At 59.8% G+C, this 19,387-nt stretch carries 23 protein-coding genes; 10 read left to right on the top strand and 13 right to left on the bottom strand.

All coding sequences use genetic code 11. The annotated features are described in order from the left end of the window. Nucleotides 1-265: 265 nt before the first annotated feature. Both F8N43_RS11320 and cysK read right to left on the bottom strand, forming a co-directional pair. A complete protein-coding gene (locus tag F8N43_RS11320; protein ID WP_150634642.1) occupies nt 266-1,204 on the bottom strand; it encodes an aspartyl/asparaginyl beta-hydroxylase domain-containing protein in 939 nt (312 codons plus the stop codon). A gap of 225 nt (nt 1,205-1,429) precedes the next feature. Beyond that, the gene (gene cysK / locus F8N43_RS11315; RefSeq protein ID WP_150634641.1) at nt 1,430-2,404 is read right to left on the bottom strand and encodes a cysteine synthase A; all 975 of its coding nucleotides are present in this window, start codon (nt 2,402-2,404) and stop codon (nt 1,430-1,432) included. Between the two features lie 127 nt (nt 2,405-2,531). Between cysK and F8N43_RS11310 the strand changes: the two genes are divergently transcribed. Beyond that, nucleotides 2,532-3,608 (top strand): DUF748 domain-containing protein, encoded by a 1,077-nt coding sequence (locus F8N43_RS11310; RefSeq protein WP_150634640.1) that lies wholly within the window; start codon nt 2,532-2,534, stop codon nt 3,606-3,608. Here F8N43_RS11310 and F8N43_RS11305 read toward each other — a convergent pair. Then, nucleotides 3,605-4,108, bottom strand: a complete 504-nt coding sequence (locus F8N43_RS11305; RefSeq protein ID WP_150653784.1) for a DUF2442 domain-containing protein — start codon at nt 4,106-4,108, stop codon at nt 3,605-3,607. The two genes, F8N43_RS11310 and F8N43_RS11305, sit on opposite strands and share 4 nt — an antisense overlap. Then, nucleotides 4,096-4,326, bottom strand: a complete 231-nt coding sequence (locus F8N43_RS11300) for a DUF4160 domain-containing protein (protein ID WP_191630126.1) — start codon at nt 4,324-4,326, stop codon at nt 4,096-4,098. Before F8N43_RS11300 ends, F8N43_RS11305 begins: the two co-directional genes overlap by 13 nt. Before the next feature lie 202 nt (nt 4,327-4,528). On the opposite strand from F8N43_RS11300, the gene F8N43_RS11295 reads away from it, so the two are divergent. Beyond that, nucleotides 4,529-5,374 (top strand): AAA family ATPase, encoded by an 846-nt coding sequence (locus F8N43_RS11295; protein ID WP_150636379.1) that lies wholly within the window; start codon nt 4,529-4,531, stop codon nt 5,372-5,374. 12 nt (nt 5,375-5,386) lie between these two features. Further along, the gene (locus F8N43_RS11290) at nt 5,387-6,565 is read left to right on the top strand and encodes a vWA domain-containing protein (protein WP_150634636.1); all 1,179 of its coding nucleotides are present in this window, start codon (nt 5,387-5,389) and stop codon (nt 6,563-6,565) included. Between the two features lie 123 nt (nt 6,566-6,688). Here the strand turns inward: F8N43_RS11290 and F8N43_RS11285 are convergent, their stop codons facing one another. Genes F8N43_RS11285 through F8N43_RS11275 form a run of 3 tightly spaced genes read right to left on the bottom strand, consistent with a single transcriptional unit; the run spans nt 6,689 to nt 8,548 of the window. Further along, nucleotides 6,689-7,231 (bottom strand): DUF2937 family protein, encoded by a 543-nt coding sequence (locus F8N43_RS11285; RefSeq protein ID WP_017337006.1) that lies wholly within the window; start codon nt 7,229-7,231, stop codon nt 6,689-6,691. Nucleotides 7,232-7,243: 12 nt separating this feature from the next. Next, entirely contained in the window at nt 7,244-8,020 is a 777-nt protein-coding gene (locus F8N43_RS11280; RefSeq protein WP_150634635.1) for a class II glutamine amidotransferase, read from the bottom strand. Between the two features lie 30 nt (nt 8,021-8,050). Beyond that, nucleotides 8,051-8,548, bottom strand: coding sequence for an MFS transporter (locus F8N43_RS11275; protein WP_150634634.1), 498 nt, complete (start codon nt 8,546-8,548; stop codon nt 8,051-8,053). A 249-nt stretch (nt 8,549-8,797) separates the two neighbouring features. Here F8N43_RS11275 and F8N43_RS11265 point away from each other — a divergent pair, with 249 nt between their 5' ends. Then, nucleotides 8,798-10,852: a S9 family peptidase gene (locus F8N43_RS11265; RefSeq protein ID WP_150653783.1), complete on the top strand. Its 2,055-nt coding sequence runs from the start codon at nt 8,798-8,800 to the stop codon at nt 10,850-10,852. Between the two features lie 88 nt (nt 10,853-10,940). After that, nucleotides 10,941-11,414 carry a Crp/Fnr family transcriptional regulator gene (locus tag F8N43_RS11260; protein WP_150634632.1) on the top strand — a complete coding sequence of 158 codons (474 nt, stop codon included), beginning with the start codon at nt 10,941-10,943 and terminating at the stop codon, nt 11,412-11,414. Nucleotides 11,415-11,424: 10 nt separating this feature from the next. Here F8N43_RS11260 and F8N43_RS11255 read toward each other — a convergent pair whose 3' ends face one another. Continuing rightward, on the bottom strand, nt 11,425-11,715 hold the full coding sequence (locus F8N43_RS11255; protein ID WP_150634631.1) for a hypothetical protein: 291 nt from the start codon (nt 11,713-11,715) through the stop codon (nt 11,425-11,427). A 93-nt stretch (nt 11,716-11,808) separates the two neighbouring features. Between F8N43_RS11255 and F8N43_RS11250 the strand changes: the two genes are divergently transcribed. From F8N43_RS11250 to F8N43_RS11235, 4 genes are all read left to right on the top strand, one after another. Further along, nucleotides 11,809-12,495: a spermidine synthase gene (locus F8N43_RS11250; RefSeq protein ID WP_150634630.1), complete on the top strand. Its 687-nt coding sequence runs from the start codon at nt 11,809-11,811 to the stop codon at nt 12,493-12,495. A 48-nt stretch (nt 12,496-12,543) separates the two neighbouring features. Further along, on the top strand, nt 12,544-12,915 hold the full coding sequence (locus tag F8N43_RS11245) for a YajD family HNH nuclease (RefSeq protein ID WP_017336997.1): 372 nt from the start codon (nt 12,544-12,546) through the stop codon (nt 12,913-12,915). Between the two features lie 211 nt (nt 12,916-13,126). Further along, nucleotides 13,127-13,597 (top strand): RNA methyltransferase, encoded by a 471-nt coding sequence (locus F8N43_RS11240; RefSeq protein ID WP_017336996.1) that lies wholly within the window; start codon nt 13,127-13,129, stop codon nt 13,595-13,597. Nucleotides 13,598-13,688: 91 nt separating this feature from the next. Then, a complete protein-coding gene (locus F8N43_RS11235; RefSeq protein WP_150630881.1) occupies nt 13,689-14,066 on the top strand; it encodes a DUF2892 domain-containing protein in 378 nt (125 codons plus the stop codon). Nucleotides 14,067-14,177: 111 nt separating this feature from the next. Here the strand turns inward: F8N43_RS11235 and F8N43_RS11230 are convergent, their stop codons facing one another. Continuing rightward, complete coding sequence (locus F8N43_RS11230; protein WP_150653782.1) at nt 14,178-15,407, bottom strand: hypothetical protein; 1,230 nt, start codon at nt 15,405-15,407, stop codon at nt 14,178-14,180. A gap of 18 nt (nt 15,408-15,425) precedes the next feature. Beyond that, complete coding sequence (locus F8N43_RS11225) at nt 15,426-15,875, bottom strand: YcgN family cysteine cluster protein (protein WP_150630883.1); 450 nt, start codon at nt 15,873-15,875, stop codon at nt 15,426-15,428. 280 nt (nt 15,876-16,155) lie between these two features. Between F8N43_RS11225 and F8N43_RS11220 the strand changes: the two genes are divergently transcribed. Continuing rightward, complete coding sequence (locus F8N43_RS11220; protein ID WP_150630884.1) at nt 16,156-16,749, top strand: nitroreductase family protein; 594 nt, start codon at nt 16,156-16,158, stop codon at nt 16,747-16,749. A gap of 140 nt (nt 16,750-16,889) precedes the next feature. Here the strand turns inward: F8N43_RS11220 and F8N43_RS11215 are convergent, their stop codons facing one another. The 3 genes from F8N43_RS11215 to rnd all read right to left on the bottom strand — a co-directional run bounded on the left by F8N43_RS11215 (nt 16,890) and on the right by rnd (nt 19,366). Further along, nucleotides 16,890-17,822, bottom strand: a complete 933-nt coding sequence (locus tag F8N43_RS11215) for a D-2-hydroxyacid dehydrogenase (RefSeq protein WP_150636371.1) — start codon at nt 17,820-17,822, stop codon at nt 16,890-16,892. A gap of 120 nt (nt 17,823-17,942) precedes the next feature. After that, nucleotides 17,943-18,236 carry a YcgL domain-containing protein gene (locus F8N43_RS11210; protein ID WP_007898694.1) on the bottom strand — a complete coding sequence of 98 codons (294 nt, stop codon included), beginning with the start codon at nt 18,234-18,236 and terminating at the stop codon, nt 17,943-17,945. Then, nucleotides 18,233-19,366: a ribonuclease D gene (gene rnd / locus F8N43_RS11205; protein ID WP_150630886.1), complete on the bottom strand. Its 1,134-nt coding sequence runs from the start codon at nt 19,364-19,366 to the stop codon at nt 18,233-18,235. The genes F8N43_RS11210 and rnd overlap by 4 nt, the downstream gene beginning before the upstream one ends. Nucleotides 19,367-19,387: the final 21 nt, after the last annotated feature.

Raw genomic sequence — 19,387 nt, 5'->3', positions numbered from 1 at the left:
GACGCCAGCGAGGACCGCTGAATCGACTACCGCGTTGATGAGGGAAGCTGGCATGAGCTGATCTTTTTTGGTGAGGTGGACGGTGAGTTGGAATTCACCGAGCGCCGACTATAACCAGCGGGCGACATAAATTGCAATGACTTGGACAACGACAGCCGCGACAGCCATTCAACGCGAAACCCCTGACGTGCCAGCCGGGCACTCCGGATGTTTACGGGCAAAAAAAACCGCCCTGAAAGAGCGGTTTTTTCATCTGAAAAACGAATCACCCAAACAACCAATACCCCAACAACGTCAACACCACCACCGCCAGCACCGGCCGCAGCACTCGGTAGGCTTTGGGATTGCGACGTTTCCACTGTTTAACCACGCCACTGACCTTGTCGCTGGAGTTCTTGCTCCAGGCATAGGCCCGGTTAATCCCGCCGACACGTTCGTCATCAAGGTTCTGCGGCGCCGTGGCGCGACCGAGCAGGCCGCTGATCCAGCGGTTGAGGCGGGTCATGACGCGGTTGCTCAATGGACGCTCAATGTCGCAGAACAGAATGACCCGAGTCTTCTCGGTTTCGTTCTTGACCCAGTGCACATAGGTTTCGTCGAACATCACGTCTTCGCCATCGCGCCAGGCGTAAACCTGACCGTCGACGAAGATGCGGCAGTCATCGGAATTCGGCGTCGACAACCCCAGGTGATAGCGCAGGGAACCGGCAAACGGATCACGGTGCGGGTTGAGATGACTGCCACCCGGCAGCAAGGCGAACATGGCGCCTTTGACGTTGGGGATGCTGCTGACCAGGGCCACGGTTTTAGGGCACAGCGCCTCGGCCGATGGCAGGGGTTTGTCGTACCACTTGAGGTAGAAACGCTTCCAGCCTTTCTTGAAGAATGAGCCAAAACCGGCATCGTTGTTCTTTTCGGCAGCGCGAATGTAGCCCTCATCGAACAGGTGCATGGCTTCGTCGCGGATGACTTCCCAATTGTCCTTGAGCACATCAAGTTCCGGGAACTTGCTGCGATCCAGATAGGGTTTGGACGGCACGCTGGAGAACAGGTACATCAAGGCGTTGTACGGTGCGAACAGAGCGGAATGGTTGACGAACTGACGCAGGACCGGCAAACGCGCCTTGCCGCGCAAGTGCACATAAAGAGTGCTGCCGAGGAACAGCAGCAACAGCGACGCCTTCGCGGCAAAGGAAAAGGTCATCTACAACTCCTTGAGAATTAGCAACTCTGCACGACGCCATTTACCCGACGTGGCAGCCGGCCATGATAAACACTACCGGCCTAGGGAAAAACCCGCTTTTCTCAACATTCACTGTTAAGGGATATGCAACAACGTACTTCTTAACATAGGGCACCTGAATGGGGGCTGACCTGGATCAGCCCCCCCCAATCGGGATCACCATCGGAACATCACAGGTTTGATCGATTACTGCTGATTCTCCTGCTCGGTAAACAGATCACTGAACAGCATGCTCGACAGGTAGCGCTCACCGGAGTCCGGCAGAATCACCACGATCGTCTTGCCTTGCATCTCCGGTGTTTCGGCCAGGCGAACGGCCACGGCCATGGCAGCCCCACAAGAGATGCCGCACAAAATCCCTTCCTCCTGCATCAAGCGCAACGCCATCGCCTTCGATTCGTCATCGGTGACCAGCTCCACCCGGTCCACCATCGACAGATCGAGGTTTTTCGGCACAAACCCGGCGCCGATACCCTGGATCTTGTGAGGGCTCGGTTTGATCTCGTCACCGGCCAGCGCTTGTGTGATCACCGGCGATACCACGGGCTCCACCGCCACCGAAAGAATCGGTTTGCCCTGGGTATTCTTGATATACCGCGAAACGCCGGTAATGGTTCCGCCTGTTCCGACGCCGGCCACCAGCACATCGACAGCACCGTCGGTGTCATTCCAGATTTCCGGACCGGTGGTTTTTTCGTGAATGGCCGGGTTGGCCGGGTTTTCGAATTGCGCCGGCATGAAGTAGAGGGACGGGTCGCTGGCAACTATTTCAGCGGCCTTTTCAATCGCGCCTTTCATGCCCTTGGCCGGCTCGGTCAGCACCAGTTCAGCGCCCAGCGCCTTCAGCACTTTGCGCCGCTCGATACTCATGGACGCCGGCATGGTCAGCATCAACTTGTAGCCCCGTGCGGCGGCGACAAACGCCAGGCCAATGCCGGTATTGCCGGAGGTGGGTTCGACGATGGTCATGCCAGGCTTGAGTTTGCCGGTGCTTTCGGCGTCCCAGATCATGTTCGCGCCAATCCGGCACTTCACCGAGTAACCCGGGTTGCGCCCCTCGATCTTGGCCAGGATGGTTACACCGCGCGGCGCAATGCGGTTGATCTGCACCAGCGGCGTATTACCGATGGAATGAGCGTTGTCAGCGAAAATACGGCTCATGGCTGGGTCCTTATGCAGCGTTGAATGAGCTCTCCACGGTATGCCTGTTGCCCGTAGCCGTCCAGTCAGGTCGAACGTCCGGGGACCGCCGCAGTCAATGGCTTTACATCGCCGGAGATTTACCATCATGAAACGTCGATACAGCTGGCCCCTGTGGATCCTCGTCGGTCTCGTTGTACTGCTGATGGCCGTGCATATTGCCCTGCCCTATCTGGTGCGGGACTACTTGAACGACAAGCTCGCCGACATGGGCGACTACCGTGGCCAGATCACCGACGTGGACCTGGCCCTGTGGCGCGGCGCCTACAAAGTCAACGGGCTGAAAATCGTCAAGGTCGACGGCAAGGTCCCGGTGCCTTTCGTCAATGCGCCGCTGATCGATCTTGCTGTCAGTTGGCATTCGCTCTGGTACGACCATGCTGTCGTGGCCAAGGTGCAGTTCTTCAACCCTGAGGTGAATTTCGTCGACGGCGGCGCCAACAAGCAAAACTCGCAGACCGGCCAGGGCACCGACTGGCGCGCGCAATTGAGCAAACTGGCACCGATCACCCTGGACGAAGTACGTATCTTCGATGGCAAGATCAGCTTCAGAAATTTCAACTCCAAGCCTCCCGTGAACATGAACGCGACCCAGGTCAACGCCAGCATTTACAACCTGACCAACGTCGTCGACAAGGAAGGCAAGCGCGACGCACGCTTCGAGGGCAAAGCGCTGCTGCTGGGGCACGCCCCATTGGAAACCACCGCGACCTTCGATCCGCTGAGCAATTTCGAAGATTTCCAGTTCCGCCTGCGCGCCAGGGACATCGAACTCAAACGCATGAACGACTTCGCCTCCGCCTATGGCAAGTTCGATTTCAATGCCGGGCACGGTGATGTGGTGATTGAAGCACAAGCGAAAAAGGCCCAATTGACCGGCTACATCAAACCGCTGCTGAAGGATGTTGACGTTTTCAACTGGCAGCAGGACGTAGAAAACAAGGACAAAGGGCTGTTCCGGTCCATTTGGGAGGCCATAGTCGGCGGCTCGGAAACCGTGCTGAAAAACCAGGGCAAAAACCAGTTTGCGACGCGTGTGGAACTGAGCGGCAACGTTCATCGGCAAGATATCAGCGCGTTTCAGGCGTTTTTGCAGATTTTGCGTAATGGTTTTGTCCAGGCCTTCAATGCCCGGTATGAGCGGCCGAAGCCGGAGGCCGGTTAAGGTTTGCGCGTAACGGAATAGCGACCGGTTTCTTCAGCCGCCCGTGCCGAATTGGATTGCTGTTGCAGAAAATCCCAACCCAGGCAGGCCAAGGCCAGTGATCGCGGCACAGCTTCACGACCACTGCTGTAGCGCGTGATACTTCGAGCGCTCACCCCCAAAGCCTCGGCCGCCTGCTTGAGCGGCAATCCGGTACGCGCACGCCAGTCGATGAAGATCCGGGTGTTTTCATCCACTGCGTTTTGTGCGAGCGCATCCAGATAAACGGTATCTGCACCGATCTGGATATCCTGCTCAGGCCACTCGACGCTCCAGCCGTCATCGCCCAGGGTTGCACCATAGAAAGCTCGCGCCTCCAGCAACGGTTGCAGTCCCGGATAGGTACGCAGGTCATGGCTCAAATCAAGCGTGAGTTGCTGACCGTCGATAAATGTCAGGGCCAATCGGTAATCCGGCAACGCCTGCACGGCGGACAACCGTGGTCGTTTCATGGATAACATCGTTTCCAGTCCTCCAGTAATTGCACCTGATGGGCCCTGACCCAATTCAGCGCTTCCTTGATAATCAGCGGCGGCGCCTTGCCGGCCATCACTTCAACGGTCTCAAGGCAGAGCATCACATCCAGTCCGCCACCGGCCAGGTGGACATGGGGCGGCGGGTGATCCTTCTCGCGTAACTGAATACGGTACGTATCGCGAAATCGATATTTAGTAGACATGCCCCGCAAGCTATCGCCAAAATGGCGATAGCTCAATATTGGCCAGCCGCCGAAACCGAGTCAAGATGTGACGCCCCATTCAGAGACTGAATAAGCCGTCTGCGTTCACAGTCGACCGGGCAGCGCGTTATAGTCGGGCACTACAACTATTGCGCCCCGCCCTGCCCCGTCAGGTCGGCGTTTACCGTTCGAGGATTAGCAGATGAAGTTCGAAGGCACCCAGGCCTACGTCGCCACCGATGACCTGAAGCTGGCGGTCAACGCCGCTATCACCCTGGAGCGCCCGCTGCTGGTCAAGGGCGAGCCGGGCACCGGCAAGACCATGCTGGCCGAGCAACTGGCGGAATCCTTCGGCGCCAGGCTGATCACCTGGCACATCAAGTCCACGACCAAGGCGCATCAAGGCCTGTACGAGTACGACGCGGTCAGCCGCCTGCGCGATTCGCAGCTGGGCACGGATAAGGTCCACGACGTTCGCAATTACCTGAAAAAGGGCAAGCTCTGGGAAGCGTTTGAATCCGATGAGCGGGTGATCCTGCTGATCGACGAAATCGACAAGGCCGACATCGAGTTCCCCAACGACCTGCTGCAAGAACTCGACAAGATGGAGTTCTACGTTTACGAGATCGACGAGACCATCAAGGCCAAGAAGCGCCCGATCATCATCATTACTTCCAACAACGAAAAAGAACTGCCGGACGCCTTCCTGCGCCGTTGTTTCTTCCACTACATCGCCTTCCCGGATCGCGTCACGATGCAACGGATCGTCGATGTGCACTACCCGGACATCAAGAAGGATCTGGTCAGCGAAGCGCTGGACGTGTTCTTCGACGTGCGCAAGGTACCGGGCCTGAAGAAAAAGCCATCGACCTCCGAACTGGTGGACTGGCTAAAGCTGCTGATGGCCGACAACATCGGCGAGGCGGTGCTGCGCGAGCGCGATCCGACCAAGGCCATTCCGCCACTGGCCGGGGCCTTGGTGAAGAACGAACAGGACGTGCAACTGCTTGAGCGTCTGGCGTTCATGAGCCGTCGCGGCACCCGCTAAGAGGCTGATGCCATGTTGCTCAACCTGTTCAATGAAATGCGTGCAGCCAAGGTGCCGGTCTCGGTGCGCGAGCTGCTGGACTTGATCAACGCGCTGAAACAGCGCGTGACCTTCGCCGACATGGACGAGTTCTACTACTTGTCCCGGACGATTCTGGTGAAGGACGAAAAGCATTTCGACAAGTTCGACCGGGCCTTCGGTGCTTACTTCAATGGCCTGGAAAAACTCGATGACCACCTTCAGGCCTTGATCCCTGAAGACTGGTTGCGCAAGGAATTCGAGCGCTCCCTCAGCGATGAAGAGCGGGCGCAGATCCAGTCCCTTGGCGGCCTGGACAAGCTGATCGAAGAATTCAAGAAACGCCTTGAAGAACAGAAAGAACGCCACGCCGGCGGCAACAAGTGGATCGGCACCGGCGGCACCAGCCCGTTCGGCTCCGGCGGCTTCAACCCGGAAGGCATTCGGGTCGGCGATGCCGGCAAGCGCCAGGGCAAAGCGGTCAAGGTCTGGGATCAGCGCGAGTACAAGAACCTCGACGATTCGGTGGAGCTGGGCACGCGCAACATCAAGGTCGCCTTGCGTCGGCTACGCAAATTCGCCCGTCAGGGTGCTGCGGAAGAACTCGACATCGATGGCACCATCGACCACACCGCCAAAGATGCCGGCCTGCTGAACATCCAGATGCGACCGGAGCGACGCAACACCGTCAAGTTGTTGCTACTGTTCGACATCGGCGGCTCGATGGATGCCCACGTGAAGATCTGCGAGGAGTTGTTCTCGGCCTGCAAGACCGAGTTCAAACACCTGGAGTACTTCTACTTCCACAACTTCATTTATGAGTCGGTGTGGAAGAACAACATGCGCCGCACCTCCGAGCGCACGTCGACCCAGGACCTGTTGCACAAGTACGGCGCCGACTACAAAGTGATCTTCATTGGTGACGCGGCGATGGCGCCTTATGAGATCACCCAGGCCGGTGGCAGCGTCGAGCACTGGAACGAAGAAGCCGGTTACGTGTGGATGCAGCGGTTCAAGGAAAAGTACAAGAAGCTCATCTGGATCAACCCGTATCCGAAAGATACGTGGAGCTATACATCGTCGACCAATATCGTGCGGGATTTGATTGATGATCAGATGTACCCGCTGACGTTGCGGGGGTTGGAGGAAGGGATGCGGTTTCTTTCCAAATAGAACACCGAACTTGTGGCGAGGGAGCTTGCTCCCGCTGGGTCGCACGGCGCCCAAAAAGCTTGGCGGCTGCTTCGCAGCCGAGCGGGAGCAAGCTCCCTCGCCACAGGGTTCGCATGGCCTCTCTTACAACCCGCGCAAATCCCGCTCTTCAATCGGCCGGCTCTGGCGCAGGCGTTTGCCGCCCAGCACCACCCAGTCGATCAGCCGGAACAGGCATTCAATCCCGAACGACAGCAGCAATGCGCCGCTCATGCCCCAGATCATCGCTTCCGGCGTCAGCAGGATCTGGTAGCTGTAACCGTTCCAGGTTTCCTTGCGGATATCCGGATCGGCGGCCAGTACAACCTGCAGGAATCGGATGTACCACGGGCCTTGCATGGCCTGGAACTGTTTATCGAGGGCCAACTGACGGGTGAGCAGATTGCTCAGGCTGTCGGCATCGCTGCGAAAGATCGGGTCTTCGCTGGCGCGGTAATGAGCGACCAGCGCCTGCATATCCCCCTTGAAAAATTGATTGGCGGTGCCCTGAAAACCGCTGAGGCCGGTCTGCGCCTCGATCAGGTGGGCTTCGACCCGCTTGGCGTAGTCGTTGATGAACCCCGGCACCTGGACACCAATCAACAGGCCCGCCGCGAACAACACCAGCCGTAGATAACTGAGCAACATGGGAAAGAATCCTTATTCGGTCTTGCCCTGGCGGACGCATTCACCGCGTCGCCAGAGGCTCCATTGGCCCGGTTCGTAGCGGGTCCAGGTTTCGTTTTCGGTCAAGGGCTCGGTGGCGATCACCGTGACCACGTCGTTGGGCGTGGTTTCGGCCTGGAAATCGACAATCACGTCGACATCCTTCAAGCGCGCCGGGCCGAACGGTGCGCGACGGGTGATTTGCGCCAGTTTGGTCGAGCAGTAACAGAACAGCCAGTCGCCGTCGCTGAGCAGGCAGTTGAACACCCCTTTGCTGCGGTATTCGGCGCAGGCAGCCACCAGATCCGGCAGCAACGCTTCGATCTCGACCGGTTCCGGAAACGCCGCGCGCACGCGATTGAGCAAATCGCAAAAGGCCGCTTCGCTGTCGGTATCGCCGACCGGGCGGTAAAAGCTCTGGGTCGGTTGAAAGTCCGCAAGTTGGCCGTTGTGGGCGAAACACCAGTTGCGGCCCCACAGTTCGCGCACGAACGGATGGGTGTTGGACAGGCAGACCTTGCCGACGTTGGCCTGGCGGATATGCCCGATCACCACTTCACTCTTGATCGGATAGCGCTGCACCAGGTTGGCGACTTCGGACTCGCAGCTGGCCGCCGGGTCCTGGAACAGCCGCAGGCCACGCCCCTCATAAAAGGCGATGCCCCAACCGTCACGATGCGGGCCGGTGCGGCCGCCGCGTTGCATCAGCCCGGTGAAGCTGAACACGATATCGGTCGGCACATTGGCGCTCATGCCCAATAACTCACACATGCTCGGACTCTCTGAAAGGCAGGGGCAAGGTTACAAACGCGGTTCGACCCGCATGCGCTGAGGGTTGCTCGGGACCGGCGGACGTCCATAACGGTCATCACCGGCACCGCCGAAAGGATGATTGTCGTCAGGGTCGTCGGCCTGCGCCGCAGCCTTGGCGGCCGCCGTGCGCTCCTTGCGAGCGTTGGAAGCGCGTTCGATGGGGAAACGGATCGCCACGAATACCAGGTAAATGCCGAAGGCGATCATGCCGTACATGAATAGATCGGAGATCGCCCGCCAGGCGTTGTTGCCGACCTTGAACGCGAGGTCCAGGGCGGTGATGGCGATGGCCGGCGCGACTTTTTCCTTCACCGGATCGATGATCGTCGGGCTGAACAGCAACACGGCGACCAGCAGCCGCAGGGGCTCGCGCAACCAGCGCCACATCCAGCGGGTCATGCGCATCCACACCAACAGGCAGCCTAAAGCGGCGAAGGCGTAAAGGCCCCAAGCGATCAGATAGTCGTTCTCGGTCATGGTGTCCATGGCAAGGCAGGCAAAGAGGCGCTTATAGTAACGACTTTTCGCACATCAGGCTTGTCCCAATGCCAGTCGGTCAGGACACAAACCCTGTAGGAGCGAGCTTGCTCGCGATGAGGTCAGTACATTCAACATCCATGTTGTCTGGCAGTCCGCCATCGCGAGCAAGCTCGCTCCCACAGGGACCGCAGAGGCATCAAGATCTGCATATCGCCTGCGAAACCCTCTATTCCGTACATCGTCCGAGAGCCCTTCATGCCCCAATCCGCCAACATCACCAGCGCCCCGATTGCCCACAAGGCTGAAGGTTCTGACCCGTATGCCTGGCTGCAGGAACGCGACACCGACGCGGTGCTCGATTACCTCAAGGCTGAAAACCGCTATCTAGAGGCGCACACCGCCGATCAGGCCGGTCTGCGCGAAACCCTGTTCGAAGAAATCAAGGGTCGGATTCTCGAGACCGACCTGTCGCTGCCCTCCCCGTGGGGCCCGTATCTGTATTACACGCGCACCACGGCCGGTGACGAATACGCCCGTCACTACCGCTGCCCGCGCCCGGCGGATGACAGCCTGCAACTCGACGAAAGCCAGGAACAGTTGCTGCTGGACCCGAACGAACTGGCCAACGGTGGCTTCTTTTCCCTTGGTGCGTTCAGCATCAGCCCGGACCATCAGCGCCTGGCCTACAGCCTCGACACCACGGGCGATGAGATTTACACGCTGTTCGTGAAGGAATTATCCAGCGGCCGCGTCAGTGAACTGGAGTTCGCTGACTGCGACGGCAGCATGACGTGGGCCAACGACAGCCTGACGCTGTTCTTCGGCGAACTGGACGACACCCATCGCCCGCACAAGCTGTTCCGCTATCGACTGGACGGCACAGCGGCCGAAGAAGTGTTCCATGAGCCGGACGGCCGCTTCTTCATGCATTGCTACCGCTCGAGTTCGGAACAGCAATTGTTGCTGGCGCTGGGCAGCAAGACCACCAGCGAAGTCTGGGTGCTCGATGCGTTCCAGCCGCAGCAGGCGTTTACCTGCATCGCGCCGAGGGTTGAAGACCATGAGTACGACGTTGATCACGGCGCACTCGACGGCCAATGGACCTGGTTCATTCGCACCAACCGCGACGGTATCAACTTTGCCTTGTACACCGCTGTCGATACCGGCATTGCGCCGACCGAAGCCGACTGGCAGAACCTGATTCCCCACAGCGACACCACGATGATCGATGGCATGAGCCTCAACGTCGGGGCCATGAGCCTCAGCCTGCGTGAAGGTGGCTTGCCAATCATCGAAGTTCACCCGCAAGGCCTGCCGAGCTACCGCGTGCAATTGCCCGATGCGGCCTACAGCCTGCATGTGCAAAACAGCCTGGAATTCGTCAGCGACCGCATCCGTTTGCGTTACGAAGCGCTGAACCGTCCGGCGCAGATCCGCCAACTGGACCTGGTCAGCGGCGAGCAGAAAGTACTCAAGGAAACCCCGGTGCTCGGCCCGTTCGACGCCGACGCTTACGTCAGCCAACGCCTGTGGGCGACCGCACCGGACGGGACTCAGGTGCCGATCAGCCTGGTGGTCAAACGTGAAGCCCTCGGTAAGCCAACGCCACTTTATCTGTACGGCTACGGCGCCTACGGCGAAAGCCTCGACCCGTGGTTCTCCCATGCGCGCCTGAGCCTGCTGGATCGCGGCGTGGCGTTTGCCATTGCGCACGTGCGTGGCGGCGGCGAACTGGGTGAAGCCTGGTACCGCGCTGGCAAACAGGAACACAAGCACAACACCTTCAGCGACTTCATCGCCTGCGCCGAGCACCTGATCGCCAACGGGTTCACCACCTCACCGCAATTGGCGATCAGCGGTGGCAGTGCTGGCGGGTTGCTGATCGGCGCGGCGCTCAATATGCGGCCGGAGCTGTTCGGCGCGGCGATTGCCGAAGTGCCGTTCGTCGATGTGTTGAACACCATGCTCGACCCGGACTTGCCGCTGACCGTCACGGAATACGACGAGTGGGGCAATCCTGAAGAGCCGGACGTTTATGATCGGATCAAGGCCTACGCCCCGTACGAAAACGTCACCGCGCAGGCGTATCCGGCGACGCTGGTGATCGCCGGCTACAACGACAGTCGCGTGCAGTACTGGGAAGCGGCGAAGTGGGTCGCGAAATTGCGCGCGACCAAAACCGACGACAACCCGCTGCTGCTCAAGACCGAATTGGGCGCCGGGCATGGCGGAATGAGTGGCCGATATCAGGGATTGCGTGACGTAGCGCTCGAATACGCATTTGTTTTCGGGGTTTTGGGGATTGCCTGAGGAACTTGGTCCGGTGAATGAGTCTTAAGATCAGACACCGGACTGAAGACCCGAACCTCGCACAGACACAAAAAAAGACCGTGACGACATGTCAGAACCGACCTTACTGAACAACGAAATCCGTGACTGGCTGATGGACTGTGGCCTGTTCGATCAACTGCTGCCCGCCGACTTCGCCGCCGCCTCGGGCTACTTCAGCATCAGCACGGTGGCCGAGGGCGAAGAGATCTTCCACGAAGGCGATGCCGGCAGCTTCATGTGCATCATCCACACCGGCCAGGTCGCGGTGCAAAAAACCAACAGCGACGGACAATTGGTGACCATGGCCACCCTGCGCAGCGGTCGGGCGTTCGGCGAGATGGCGGTGCTGGATGGCGAACGCCGCTCCGCCAGTTGCGTGGCCGCGAGCAATTGTCAGTTGCTTAACCTGGGCAAGGACTCGATGGAAAAGATGCTCAACGATGCGCCGAAAATCGCCGCCAAGATCATCCGCGCCCTCGCCGTCTCGCTGTCCAAACGCCTGCGCATGGCCGACGGGCAACTGCTCTCGCAGCAGGTTTAACTGCGCGGGCTCAACCGCCGGGCGACTTAATCTTCGTGCGGTTCTGCTCAAGGCCCGGCAAGGGCTGGTCCTTCGGCGGGCTGGGCACTTCAATCGGTGGCAACAGCGGCGGCCCGCCACTGCCGGGTCCGGCCTTGGGCACGCTGTTGGGGGTGATTTGCGGGTACGGGGTCGGCGTTGCGGTACCGGGCGAACCGGGCAGCGGCGACGGGCTGGTGGGAATGGTTTGCAGCTCCTGGGCCTGCACTGCAGTTATCGAGAGCGCGGCCAAGGCAATGACCGTTAGAATGGTGCGCTTCATCAATGGCTCCGTTGGCCTTGTTGTCTGTTTGCAGGCTACTCCCAACTGCGTTCGTTTGCCTTCCCCAATACCCAATCTTCTCAAGAGAGCTCCATGAAACGTTTCGTTCTGCTCGACACCGCACCCATCCCTGAAAACGGCGGTGCCCTGTGCCTGTTCGAATACGGTGAGGATTTCGTCATCAAGATCCAGGGCGGCGACGGCGGACAATTGATGAATACGCGCATGCACGGTTCCGAAGATGCGCTGGCCGAAATCCCCTGCCGCAAGGTCGCTGGCCGGCCGAACTCGCGGGTATTGATCGGTGGGCTGGGCATGGGGTTCACCCTCGCGTCAGCCCTCAAGCATCTGGGCAAGACCGCAGAAGTCGTGGTCGCCGAACTGGTGCCCGGCGTGGTCGAGTGGAATCGCGGGCCATTGGGCGAAAAAGCCGGGAACCCGTTGCTGGATAAACGCACGGTGATCCGCATGGAAGACGTGGCCAACGTGCTGCAAGCCGAACCGCAAGGTTTCGATGCGATCATGCTCGACGTCGACAACGGCCCCGAAGGCCTGACCCAGAGGGCCAATAGCTGGCTCTACTCTGCGGGTGGCTTGAGCGCTTGCGCCAAAGCCCTGCGGCCAAAAGGCGTGCTGGCGGTCTGGTCGGCCAGTGCCGACAAGCAGTTTTCCGACAAATTGAAGAAGGCCGGCTTCAAGGCCGAGGAAGTCCAGGTCTTCGCCCACGGCAACAAAGGCACCCGCCACACCATCTGGATTGCCGAGAAGCTCAAGGGCTGAGCTAAACTTCGTTCATAACCGTCATTAGTCTTTTACAAAGGTGAACCCATGAGTTCGTCAACACCGACCAACACTTCGAAGCTGGACCGCATCCTCGCCGACAACCAGCGCGACAAGGAAATGGGTTACCGCGACAAAGCCCTGAAGATGTACCCGCACGTGTGCGGCCGCTGCGCCCGTGAATTTTCCGGCAAGCGCCTGAGCGAACTGACCGTGCACCACCGCGACCACAACCACGACAACAATCCGCAGGATGGTTCGAACTGGGAATTGTTGTGCCTGTATTGCCACGACAACGAGCACTCGCGGTACACCGATCAGCAGTATTTCGATGAGGGCTCGCTGAGCACGCCGAAGATTGCCAAGGCGACGCATAACCCGTTTGCGGCGTTGGCCGGGTTGATGAAGAAAGACGACTGAATATCTTCATTGTCTGACCTGGCCCCATCGCTAGCAGGCTAGCTCCCACAGGGATCTTCTGTGCACATAAGTATTTGTGAACGCCCTGGATCCAATGTGGGAGCTAGCCTGCTAGCGATAGCAATTGCCCAGGCACCACAAGTCTCCAAACCGAACACCCCTCCCCCAATCCCCGTATAATCGCCGTTTTTTCCCCGAAGGCACCCCGCTCGTGGCAGACAAACGGTACAGCTGCATTGGTTTGTTCAACCCCAAATCACCGGAAAACGTCGGCTCGGTCATGCGCGCCGCCGGCTGCTACAACGTGGCGTCCGTGTTCTACACCGGCAAGCGTTACGACCGCGCCGCCGACTTCGTCACCGATACCAAACGCGTCCACTACGACATCCCGCTGATCGGTATCGACGACCTGAAAAAGATCCTGCCGCTGGGCTGCGTGCCAGTGGCCGTGGAACTGGTCGAAGGCGCCCGTTCGCTGCCGGAATACACCCACCCGGATCGCGCGCTGTACATATTTGGCCCGGAAGACGGCTCGCTGGATAAAGAGATTCGCGACTGGTGCGAAGACGTGGTCTACATCCCGACCACCGGCTGCATGAACCTTGCGGCCACGGTCAACGTCGTACTCTATGACCGCATGGCCAAGGGCCTCAATACCCGCTCCGGGCCGAAATTCCGCTGAATCGACGCACATCCGATGGAACAAGCCGCCCGCCTCGGCAGTCAGCTTAATTATCTATTCTTGAAGCAGCCCTTCCAGCAGGAGACAGATCATGAGCGAACTCAAACGCGTGGAGCGCATCGAATCCACCCCGTTCCAGACCCATTCAAACCATAACGTCCACGGTTGGGAACGCGCCGGCTCCCTCGCTGGTGGCCTGGTGATGGTGGGCAAAGGTCTGCGTCGCGGCGGTATTTTCGGGTTGATCCAGGTGGCCATCGGCGGCGTAGCGCTGGCCCGTGGCATTACGGGCCACAGTTCGGCCAAGAGCCTGCTGGAGAAGAGTCGTCAGGACATGAATAACGTGCGGGCGAAGATCGAGCGTGCCGGTGAAGACCTGGCTCGGTTGAAAGCGAATGCCGAGGCGGCGACCAACACCGCCACCGTGACCGGGAATGATTCGCTGAAGTCGCCGAAAGCCGGGGTTTGATCCCGAATATTCGTTGAGGCTTATGGCCTCTTCGCTATCAGGCTAGCTCCCACATTGGTTCCGTGTACGACGAAGCTCCAGTGTGGAGCTAGCCTGCTAGCGATGGCGGTGTCACTGAATCAAATCGGTATCAAGGACTTTTGAAGACTCGCCAATCACACTCTCGGCCAGTTGCACGAATTCCTTGGTATCCACACTTTCCAGATGCATCGCCCCGCGCAACACATCGTCCAGCGAGCGTTTGTTACGGGTTTTAATGCGAATTTCCTGATCCAGTTCACTCAGCAACAAGACCGCTTTGCCAATCTGTGCCGGGCTGACCTGCTCGCCCCGCAACGTCGTGACCTTCTGGCCATCCTTGGCCCACTTCCTGCGCAAACTCTCATACCGTTCATCACTCATGCCACCGGCGCGGCGCACCAGCTCGATGGCGTAGTACTCGGCAAAGCCTTCGCTGATCCAGTCGCTGCGCTGCTTGTCGTTGATCCGCCCGAACACCTGGGCCAACTCACGCACCAGCGCACTGCTGCCACTTTCACTGACCAGCGGCAGACGCGAATTCAGATAGATCGACTCTCGCGCCGCCAGGCTGCCGCGCCACATCGGGTCATTGGCGCCGACAATCAGCAGTTTGGCGGGATGGCGCGGGAACACGGCCTGCACCTGCGGCCAGACGAATGTCAGCAACGTCAGCACGTCCATGCGGCGCATGCCCTGGCCCTGAGGCGAGGCGACGGTGACTTCGGTTTCCCCAAGTCTCGTGCGCCGGCTGCCGAGGTGACCGGCAAGCATCCAGCCGGTTGGCCGGTCGAACAGACGGGAGACGTTATCGATGCGGAATTTGTTCTTGCCGATCCGTGGCCAGGCGGTTTCGACACTTTTCCAACCGGTGGGCAATTCGAATTCGAGGCGTGAGACCAGTTCGATGCCGTCCTGCTGATCGAGTTTGGCGGCGGGCACCAGATCATCGCCGCGCATCAACGCCCAGGTCGGGGTCATGCGCGTATCGAAGCTGCCGCTCTTGCGGCCGTGGCTGATGCGCACGCGGTAGGTCAGGCTCGCCTTGTCGGCCGCCGGGCGCCAGACACCCCGGGCCTGTTTGCCTGGCGTGAGTTGCCATTGGCCGTCGGCCTTGAAGTCGCTGTAATGGCTGCCATCGTCGAGGTCGAAATCCAGACTGCGCACCGCCGAACCCTGGGCCAGCGTCAGGCGCACTTCAGCCTGATCGCTTTGCGGCAACAGACGCACGTGGTAATCCAGATCGACTTTCTTCGCCGCCCACACCGGCGAACTCAGTGCCAGTAGCCCAACGGCCAACGCCAGCCGCAATCCCACAGCCATACACACTCCTTTGTAAAACTAACCTGCCCGGAAAATCAGATGGTCTTCCCAATCGTCCTCGGCCACGCTGCCTTCGGCGAGCATGCGCCCGGACTGGGAAATGCGTTCGTGATGCACCGCGTCGCGATCACCGCACACCAAGTGGTGCCAGAGTGGCAAATCCTTGCCTTCGCTGACCAGGCGATAACCGCAGGTGGGCGGCAGCCATTTGAACTCATCGGCCTTGCCCGGTGTGAGCTGGATGCAGTCCGGCACGAATTCGCGGCGGTTCGGGTAATCGCTGCACTGGCAGGTTTTCAGGTCCAGCAACTTGCACGCGATGCGCGTGTAATAAACGCTGTTGTCCTCTTCATCCTCGAGCTTTTGCAGGCAGCACAGACCGCAACCGTCGCACAGCGACTCCCACTCCTGCTGATCGAGTTGATCGAGGGTTTTGCGTATCCAGAACGGTTCGACTTTGGCGGCCATGGCTCAAGCATCAACATCAGGTGGTGAAAAGGCCGCCAGTCTAGTGCCAAGGCCCTTGCGGGCCAAGCATTGGCGACTGCCGGTAGACCGGGACTTGTCAGATATTGCGCCGACCAGTAGCTTTGCCAGTCGCAAGGAGCCAGACCTGCGTGCCATTAACGCCCCACTGCGTTGCATTCAGATGAAGTGCCAGGCTCACGAAAAACCTCATCGCCCAGCCTGACTGTGCCCGCCGGTTTTTAATCGACTTTCTCACTCAAACGTCGCAAGGAATCTCTGCATGAGTGCCAACCCACGCGTTGCCGAATATGCCATCCACCCTCAATTCACCGATCGCTGGTCGCCCCGGGCTTTCACCGGCGAAACCATTCCCGAAGAAACGCTGCTGAGCTTTTTCGAAGCCGCACGCTGGGCACCCTCGGCCTACAACTCGCAGCCGTGGCGGTTTCTCTACGCGCGTCGCGATACGCCGAACTGGGAGCGTTACCTGGGCCTGCTCAACGAGTTCAACCGCAGCTGGGCGCAACATGCCTCTGCGCTGGTGATCGTGATCTCGAAAACCACCTTCACGGCGCCCGGCGCCACTGAAGAAACCCCGGCCCTGTGGCACACCTTCGACACAGGTTCAGCCTGGGGCCATCTGGCGTTGCAAGCGAGCATCAGCGGCTGGCACACCCACGGCATGGCCGGTTTCGATCAGGAGCTGACCCGCAAGGTGCTGAACATTCCTGAAGGTTACGCACTGCACGCGGCAGTGGCGGTGGGCAAGTTGGGGGACAAGGCGACACTGGCGGATTACCTGCAAGCGCGCGAAGCGCCGAGCCCGCGTCGTCCATTGAGCGAGTTGGCGGCTGAAGGCGACTTCACCCTCTAAGCCACACCGCAAACAACTGTGGGAGCTAGCCTGCTAGCGATGAGGGAACGTCAGCCAACAATGATGTCGACTGATACACCGCCATCGCGAGCAGGCTCGCTCCCACAGTGGGTTTCGCACACTATTCAAGCAAAGTGGATTCAATACCCGCGATTGAAATCGACTTCCCCGCGCAACGCCTCGCCCGCCTGATACGCCCGCACATTGTCGACAAACAGCTTAACCATCATCGTCGGTGACGTCGGCGCCGAACTGTGGCCGGTCAGCAACAGGCCCCAGGCCGTCCAGAACGGGTGACGTTGCGGCAGCGGCTCCTGACGGCAGACGTCGATCACAGCGCCCGCCAGATGCCCTTCCTTCAAGGCTTCCACCAGATCTGCATCGACTACCGCGACGCCGCGCCCGACGTTGATAAACAAACCGGTCGGCTTGAACTGCTTGAACAGCGCTGCGTCGTACAGGTCGTGGGTGGTCGGGGTGTTCGGCAGCAAATTGATCACGTAATCCACTTCACCGACCAGGCGTGGCAAGTCCGCCAGCGCGCCCACTTCGACAAACGGCGCCTGCTCGCGAGCTTCACTGGCGATGCCATACAACTCGACGCCAAACGGCAGCAGGAACTGCGCGACGGTCTGGCCGATATCACCGGTGCCGACGATCAGCGCCTTGCGTCCCGCCAGGCTTTGGCCCTGACGGCTGTCCCATTTGCGCTCGACCTGACTGACCAGCCGCGGCAGCACTTCGCGCTCGTGGCCGAGCATGTAGGTCAGCACGTATTCGGCCATCACCTGACCGAAAATCCCCACCGCGCGGGTCAGGCGATAGTGACGCGGCAAGCCGTCGGCGAGCAGCGGCGTGATGCCGGCCCAGGTCGACTGCAACCATTGTGGCTGATGGCCCTGACGCAGCAATGTCGCCAGAAGGTCCGGCTGGCCCAGCCAGATCGGACAATCGGCAGCCTGCCTGGCCAGTTCGGCGGAGTCACCGCTGGTCAGCACTTCCAGATCAGGTGCTGCCTGACGCAGCAGTTGGGCGTACACAGGGTGGTCGTGTTCAGCAATCAGAACGCGCATGGTTCAAACCTTTCAAAAGCAGCGCAGATAGCCGCCGAGGGAGTATCGCTCCCTCGTCGCGGCCATCGCCAAAATCATTCCAGTGTTTCACGCAGACTCTGAACAGAGCCTGTCTGCCGATCACATCGGATCGTTGCGTCGCAACAGCTCTTCCGGCAAGTGTTCGATGTATTCGTCTTCGGCCGGCGGCATTTGCAGGTGGTAACCCTGCTTCTCGAGGTTTTCCAGGACCACGGTGATGTCCTCGCGCGACAGCTTGCGCTCGGGGGTCAGCACCAGATCGAAGGCGTGGTGAGGTTTGCCGAAAGCGGCCATCAGACTTTCCGGAACGCGCTCCAGTGCATCGCTTTTGAGCACATAGAGGTACATCTCGTTTTTCTTCAGGCTTCGATAGATGGAGCAGATACGTTTCAAGGCTGTTCTCCGGCGGTGGCCAGGCTGTCGAGCAGCGCCTGGCCCATCAATTCGCGGCGCCAGCCACGCAGCGAATCAGGCAATTGGTAAGGACCATTGGGGTAGCCGCTCTTGAGCAGCGCTTCCAGGGTTTTCTTGCGCAGCATCAGTTCCGGCGCAACGTTCAGTCGCTCGGCTTCGGCCTGACCGAGTGCACGCAACTGTTTGATCAGCACCGCGGCGTCCACCGGCAACGGCTCCGGCACGGCAGGCGGCCATTGATCTGGCGACACACTGCCAGAGCGCTTGATCAGATCAAGCAGAAATTCGCCGTCCTGACGCACGGTACGCGGGTGCATGTCTTCGATTTTCGCCAACGCGCCGAGGTTGTCCGGTTGCGTCCGCGCCAGCGGCCACAGGGAATGTTCACGAATGATGCGATTGCGCGGCAGATCACGGGCGCGGGCTTCGCGTTCACGCCAGGCGCAGAGTTCGCGCAAAACGGCGAGTTGAGCGCGAGACAACTTCCAGGCCAGTTTCGCTTCGCGGTAAACCTCGTACGGATCGACCTCACGACGCAGGTTGGCCACCAGCTCGGCGCCGTCTTCCAAGACCCACGCGTACTTGTCGTCAGACAGCTTCGGACGAAGCTGTACGAAAACTTCCGCCAGATGCAAGGCGTCTTCGGCGGCGTAGCTGATCTGGGTGTCGGACAGCGGACGTTGCAACCAGTCGGAACGGGTCTCGCCCTTGGGCAGGTCGATGCCGAGCACTTCCTGCACCAGCCGCGAATAACCCATGGAGAAACCGAGGTTCAGGTACGCAGCGGCGAGCTGGGTGTCGAACAGCGGCGTCGGCAGGCTACCGGTCAGACGCAGCAGAACTTCGAGGTCTTCGCTGCACGCATGCACGACTTTGACCACGGCCGGGTTTTCCAGCAGTGCGGCCAGGGGTTGCCAGTTGTCGATGGTCAACGGGTCAATCAGGTAAGCGCGTACGCCATCGCCGATCTGCAGCAAACCCGCGATCGGATAAAAGGTGTCGACCCGCATGAATTCGGTGTCGAGGGCAACGTAGGGCAGCTGCTGCCACTCGGCGCAAAACCGGCCGAGGCTATCGTTGTCGCGAATCCAGTGAATATCGATGGCCACACGGCTCTCCCTTGAAGAATG

Origin of the sequence: Pseudomonas fluorescens (assembly GCF_902498065.1) — a bacterium.
GTDB classification, from domain to species: Bacteria; Pseudomonadota; Gammaproteobacteria; order Pseudomonadales; family Pseudomonadaceae; genus Aquipseudomonas; species Aquipseudomonas fluorescens_BJ.
Note: the sequence above shows the minus strand (reverse complement) of the source record. Positions and strands in the feature narration are given on the sequence as shown.

Excerpts from the sequence above, each read along its gene's own strand:
- F8N43_RS11320 (WP_150634642.1), bottom strand. The coding sequence starts at position 1,204 with ATGACCTTTTCCTTTGCCGCGAAGGCGTCGCTGTTGCTGCTGTTCCTC.
- cysK (WP_150634641.1), bottom strand. The coding sequence starts at position 2,404 with ATGAGCCGTATTTTCGCTGACAACGCTCATTCCATCGGTAATACGCCG.
- F8N43_RS11310 (WP_150634640.1), top strand. The coding sequence starts at position 2,532 with ATGAAACGTCGATACAGCTGGCCCCTGTGGATCCTCGTCGGTCTCGTT.
- F8N43_RS11305 (WP_150653784.1), bottom strand. The coding sequence starts at position 4,108 with ATGTTATCCATGAAACGACCACGGTTGTCCGCCGTGCAGGCGTTGCCG.
- F8N43_RS11300 (WP_191630126.1), bottom strand. The coding sequence starts at position 4,326 with ATGTCTACTAAATATCGATTTCGCGATACGTACCGTATTCAGTTACGC.
- F8N43_RS11295 (WP_150636379.1), top strand. The coding sequence starts at position 4,529 with ATGAAGTTCGAAGGCACCCAGGCCTACGTCGCCACCGATGACCTGAAG.
- F8N43_RS11290 (WP_150634636.1), top strand. The coding sequence starts at position 5,387 with ATGTTGCTCAACCTGTTCAATGAAATGCGTGCAGCCAAGGTGCCGGTC.
- F8N43_RS11285 (WP_017337006.1), bottom strand. The coding sequence starts at position 7,231 with ATGTTGCTCAGTTATCTACGGCTGGTGTTGTTCGCGGCGGGCCTGTTG.
- F8N43_RS11280 (WP_150634635.1), bottom strand. The coding sequence starts at position 8,020 with ATGTGTGAGTTATTGGGCATGAGCGCCAATGTGCCGACCGATATCGTG.
- F8N43_RS11275 (WP_150634634.1), bottom strand. The coding sequence starts at position 8,548 with ATGGACACCATGACCGAGAACGACTATCTGATCGCTTGGGGCCTTTAC.
- F8N43_RS11265 (WP_150653783.1), top strand. The coding sequence starts at position 8,798 with ATGCCCCAATCCGCCAACATCACCAGCGCCCCGATTGCCCACAAGGCT.
- F8N43_RS11260 (WP_150634632.1), top strand. The coding sequence starts at position 10,941 with ATGTCAGAACCGACCTTACTGAACAACGAAATCCGTGACTGGCTGATG.
- F8N43_RS11255 (WP_150634631.1), bottom strand. The coding sequence starts at position 11,715 with ATGAAGCGCACCATTCTAACGGTCATTGCCTTGGCCGCGCTCTCGATA.
- F8N43_RS11250 (WP_150634630.1), top strand. The coding sequence starts at position 11,809 with ATGAAACGTTTCGTTCTGCTCGACACCGCACCCATCCCTGAAAACGGC.
- F8N43_RS11245 (WP_017336997.1), top strand. The coding sequence starts at position 12,544 with ATGAGTTCGTCAACACCGACCAACACTTCGAAGCTGGACCGCATCCTC.
- F8N43_RS11235 (WP_150630881.1), top strand. The coding sequence starts at position 13,689 with ATGAGCGAACTCAAACGCGTGGAGCGCATCGAATCCACCCCGTTCCAG.
- F8N43_RS11230 (WP_150653782.1), bottom strand. The coding sequence starts at position 15,407 with ATGGCTGTGGGATTGCGGCTGGCGTTGGCCGTTGGGCTACTGGCACTG.
- F8N43_RS11225 (WP_150630883.1), bottom strand. The coding sequence starts at position 15,875 with ATGGCCGCCAAAGTCGAACCGTTCTGGATACGCAAAACCCTCGATCAA.
- F8N43_RS11220 (WP_150630884.1), top strand. The coding sequence starts at position 16,156 with ATGAGTGCCAACCCACGCGTTGCCGAATATGCCATCCACCCTCAATTC.
- F8N43_RS11215 (WP_150636371.1), bottom strand. The coding sequence starts at position 17,822 with ATGCGCGTTCTGATTGCTGAACACGACCACCCTGTGTACGCCCAACTG.